The following is a 4,537-nucleotide window of genomic DNA, read 5'->3' as shown; positions in this document are numbered from 1 at the left end:
GGCCCCCCAAATCACTGGCGGATTACGGGCACACCGAGCCTAGGCGAGGTGCCGAGTGGTGGGGCAAGAGCGTTTTGCTTACTTTGCCGCTCTTGCAAAGTGAGCCGCCGTCAGGGCGGAACCCTATGTGGCCGTTACCGCAGCAATGGATATGTACACAATCCAACTGTGTTGACTGCCAGGCCGCCTTCGCGAGCAAGCCCGCTCCCACAGGTTGATCGTGGTGTGTCAGTTAGTAGGTGTAGGCTGGCAGGCCGTCATCGCAGGCAAGCCAGCTCCCACATTTGGAGTGCTGAGCGTCTGGCGGTCATCACAGCGATGCGGCAACCCGACAAGCCAGCGCCCACAGAAGATTTTTGCATCCTTTGATACAGTCCCGAAAACAACAACGCCCCGTCGAGACGGGGCGTTGTGTGTTCAGGCGCCGATTACTTCTTGGCGGCTGGTGCAGCAGGTGCGTCAGCCGCTTCTGCCTTGGCTGGGTCCTTGATGGCCAGCAGTTCCAGGTCGAATACCAGCACCGAGTTGGCCGGGATCGCCGGGCTCGGGCTCTGGGCGCCGTAGGCCAGGTCGGACGGGATGTACAACTCGACCTTCTCGCCAACATGCATCAGTTGCAAGCCTTCGACCCAACCCGGGATCACGCCGCTGACCGGCAGGTCGATCGGGCTACCGCGATCTACGGAGCTGTCAAAGGTAGTGCCGTTGGTGAGCTTGCCGGTGTAGTGAACAGTCACCACGTCGGTCGGCTTAGGCTGGGCGCCGTCGGCCTTCTTCACGATCTTGTACTGCAGGCCGGAAGCGGTGGTGACAACACCGTCTTTCTTGGCGTTGTCTTCGAGGAATTTCTTGCCAGCGGCTGCCGACTCTTCGCTCATTTTGGTCATGCGCTCTTCAGCACGCTTTTGCAGTGCGGCAAACGCTTCAACCAGCTCATCGTCCTTGAGCTTCTGCTCTTTCTTGCCGACGGCATCTTCGATGCCCTGGGCAACAGCTTTGGAGTCCAGGTCGTCCATGCCTTCTTGGGCAAGGCTCTTGCCCATGTTCAGGCCGATGCCGTAGGAAGCTTTCTGCGCCGGGGTTTTCAGCTCTACGCTGGTCTGCGAATCACAACCCGCAAGTACCAGGCTAACCAGGGCCACCGCCGCCGCCAACCGATGCTGTTTCATGCTATTTCCTTGTTCATGCGCCATAAGGGCATTCGAATAAAGTCGCGAGCTTATCAGGCGGCCACGACCAATGGCTACCGGCATGTGAGCAGGAAACTTCTGATAAGTTCACGTGTTTAAAAGCATTTCCATTTATCATGGGGGCCCGCGACGGATCGCGGAACCGCCTGATAGCAGGCTAATCGTCACTTGCCGCACCTGTGGCGCAGTGGCATAACAACGCGACAATTCGACAAGGATAGTTATCTTGCGCATTTTTTCCCGAGTTTTACTCCTGATACTGATCGCACTGGGCCTGATCCTGGCCGTGGTGTTCTATTACACCCTCAACCCCAAGCTGCCGGATTACGTGCCCGTGAAACAGGTGCACTATCAGGAGCAATGGAGTGCCGCCGACCGCCAGACCTACTACTTCACGCCCCAGGGCACCCAAGTAAAAGGCCTGCACTACGACTGGTTCACCGCCCTGGAACTGCCGTTTTCCGAGCAACGCTTTGCCGCGCCGGAGTACCTGGCGCGCTTTGGCTTCCTGGTCGACCCCAAGCAGACGCCCACCGCGCAAAACCCTGGCAACCTGCCAGTAGGGTTCGCCCGGCACCAGAACGCCGACAGCAGGGCTCAGTACCTGGATATCACCTGTGCGGCCTGCCACACCGGCGAATTGCACTACAAGGGCCAGGCCCTGCGCATCGACGGTGGCTCGGCGCAACACGTACTGCCCTCCAGCGTTCCCACGTTGCGCGGTGGCAGTTTCGGCCAGGCCCTGGTCGCGAGCTTGGCCGCTACCTATTACAACCCATGGAAGTTTGAGCGCTTTGCTCACAAGGTGCTGGGGGATCAGTACGATGCCCAGCGCGATCAACTGCGCCAGGACTTCAAGCAATCGCTGAACCAGTTCCTCAAAGTCGCCTGGAATGACACCCACCGTGGCCTTTACCCCACCGAAGAAGGCCCGGGCCGTACTGACGCCTTTGGACGCATCGCCAACGCCAGTTTTGGCGACGCCATTTCTCCCGACAATTATCGCGTCGCCAATGCGCCGGTTGACTACCCGCAGTTGTGGGATATCTGGACCTTCGACTGGGTGCAGTGGAATGGCTCGGCCCAGCAGCCCATGGCGCGCAACATCGGCGAAGCCCTTGGCGTAGGCGCGACTCTGGCGTTCTTCGACGCAGCCGGGCAACCGCTCAAGGGCGATGCCCGCTACCCGTCCAGCGTACGGGTGCGCGACCTGCACCTGATCGAAGAAACCCTGCAACGGCTCAAGCCGCCGACCTGGCCGCAAGACTTGTTCGGTGCCATCGACAAACCCCTCGCCGCCCAGGGCCGCGCACTCTTTGCCGAGAACTGCGCCGGCTGCCACCTGCCCACCGTTACCGAAGAAAACGGCCGACCGGTGCAGCAGTTGAAAATGCTGCCGGTGGACTACATCGGCACCGACCCCGGCACAGCCAACAACATTGCCGACCAACGCTATGACCTCAGCGCGCTGCAATGGGACCCGGCCGAACTGGCCCGGCTCAATGTCGAACTGCACCCCACCCCCACCGCGCCGCTGGACCTGAAAAAAATGTCGGTGGCCCAAGGCCTGGCCTATGTCACCGCCTTCGTCGAAGAGCATGCCTACCGTGCGGCGGGCGTGACCCCGGCCGAGCGCCCGGGCCTGGACGGGTTCGGCCTGCCCATCGGCGTACGCGAGTTGCGTGCCTATAAGGCGCGGCCACTGGCAGGCGTATGGGCCACCCCACCGTTCCTGCACAACGGTTCGGTGCCGACGATCTACCAACTGCTCTCGCCCCAGGACGAACGCAGCACCACTTTCTATAAAGGCACCTTCAACTACGACCCGCGTCACCTGGGGTTTGAGACCACCGCCTTCAAGAACGCCTTCCTGTTCGATACCAGAGTCACCGGCAACCACAACAGCGGCCACGAATTCCGTGCCGGCGAACGTGGCAATGGCGTTATCGGCCGTGGCCTGCTGCCGCAGGAACGCTGGGCGCTGCTCGAATACCTCAAAGTGCTGGGCGGCCCGCTGGAGCAACAACTGCCATGATTATCCGATCGCAAAACAAGGACCGCTCCATGCTTGCTCGTCTCTGGCTGCGCCTTGGCGCCTTTGTGGGCAAAACCCTGCTGTGGCTGCTGGGCCTGGGCCTGCTGGGCTGGGTGTTGGCCACGGCCTGGTTCGCCTGGCAGCACAGGGGCCCGGTGTCGGTGAAGGAACAGATCCCGCCGGGTGAGGCGGCGATGACCCAAGGCATCATCCAGACCGCCGTGCGCATCGTTGACCAGCATCGCGAAGGCACTCGCTACCTGCGCGATGCCCATGCCAAGGCCCATGGGTGCGTGAAAGCCGAGGTCAGCGTTCTGGCGGATCTCGACCCGGCCTTGCGCCAGGGTGTGTTCGCCGAGCCGGGCAAGACCTGGCAGGCGACGATGCGCCTGTCCAACGGCAACGCCTACCCGCAATTCGATAGCATCCGCGATGCCCGCGGCATGGCGATCAAGCTGTTGGATGTGCCGGGCAAGCAACTGATGGCCGACCAGCAAGCGCGCACCGAGCAGGATTTCGTGATGTTCAGCCATCCGAACTTCTTTGTCAGCGATGTCGCGGAATACGCGCAGAACATCGGTGCGCAAGCGGATGGCAAGAAGGTCCTGGCGTTCTTTCCCAAGCTCGACCCGCGCAGCTGGCAAGTGCGTCACTTGTTTATCGCCCTGGCAACCCTGGCGCCCGCCCCGGCCAGCCCGACGCAGACGACTTACTTTTCAGTGTCGCCTTATAAGTTTGGCGCGGCCAACGCCAAGTTTCGCGTGGCGCCCGACCCGCAAAGCTGCCCGGATTATGTGTTGCCCAAACAGAACCAGGACCTGCCCAACTTCCTGCGCAGCGCGCTCAACCAGCAACTGTCCACCGACCGCGTAGACGCGTGTTTTGTGCTGCAGATCCAGCGGCAAAACCCGCAGGCCTTCATGCCCATCGAAGACACCAGCATCGAGTGGAAGGAAAGCGACGCGCCGTATGAAACGGTGGCCAAGGTCAGGATTCCCGCCCAGGACTTCGACACGCCGGCGCAGAACCTGGCGTGCGATAACCAGTCGTTCAACCCCTGGTTCGGTTTGGAAGCGCACCGCCCCATCGGCGGGATCAACCGACTACGCAAAGCGGTGTACGAAGCCGTGAGCGATTACCGCCACAGCCGCAACGCGCCGTAAGGTGCGTTAAATCGCAGGCGAAAAAAAACCCGCTCAATGAGCGGGTTTCTTATGGCTACCTGGCGTTCAGCGTTCCAGGTGACCGAATATGGCGCAGCGGACGGGACTCGAACCCGCGACCCCCGGCGTGACAGGCCGGTATTCTAACC

Annotated in this window: 3 protein-coding genes; 2 read left to right on the top strand and 1 reads right to left on the bottom strand. The window is 61.4% G+C overall.

Going from position 1 to position 4,537, the window contains the following annotated elements; translation table 11 throughout:
* Window positions 1–428: 428 nt before the first annotated feature.
* The gene (locus BOP96_RS29015) at window positions 429–1,169 is read right to left on the bottom strand and encodes an FKBP-type peptidyl-prolyl cis-trans isomerase (protein WP_003190133.1); all 741 of its coding nucleotides are present in this window, start codon (window positions 1,167–1,169) and stop codon (window positions 429–431) included.
* Between the two features lie 247 nt (window positions 1,170–1,416).
* On the opposite strand from BOP96_RS29015, the gene BOP96_RS29010 reads away from it, so the two are divergent.
* Window positions 1,417–3,225, top strand: a complete 1,809-nt coding sequence (locus BOP96_RS29010; protein WP_073454710.1) for a di-heme-cytochrome C peroxidase — start codon at window positions 1,417–1,419, stop codon at window positions 3,223–3,225.
* A gap of 29 nt (window positions 3,226–3,254) precedes the next feature.
* On the top strand, window positions 3,255–4,388 hold the full coding sequence (locus BOP96_RS29005; protein ID WP_032901960.1) for a catalase family protein: 1,134 nt from the start codon (window positions 3,255–3,257) through the stop codon (window positions 4,386–4,388).
* Window positions 4,389–4,537 lie beyond the last annotated feature (149 nt).

The organism is Pseudomonas sp. FSL W5-0203 (assembly GCF_001896155.1).
In the GTDB taxonomy this organism is placed as follows: domain Bacteria; phylum Pseudomonadota; class Gammaproteobacteria; order Pseudomonadales; family Pseudomonadaceae; genus Aquipseudomonas; species Aquipseudomonas paracarnis.
Note: the sequence above shows the minus strand (reverse complement) of the source record. Positions and strands in the feature narration are given on the sequence as shown.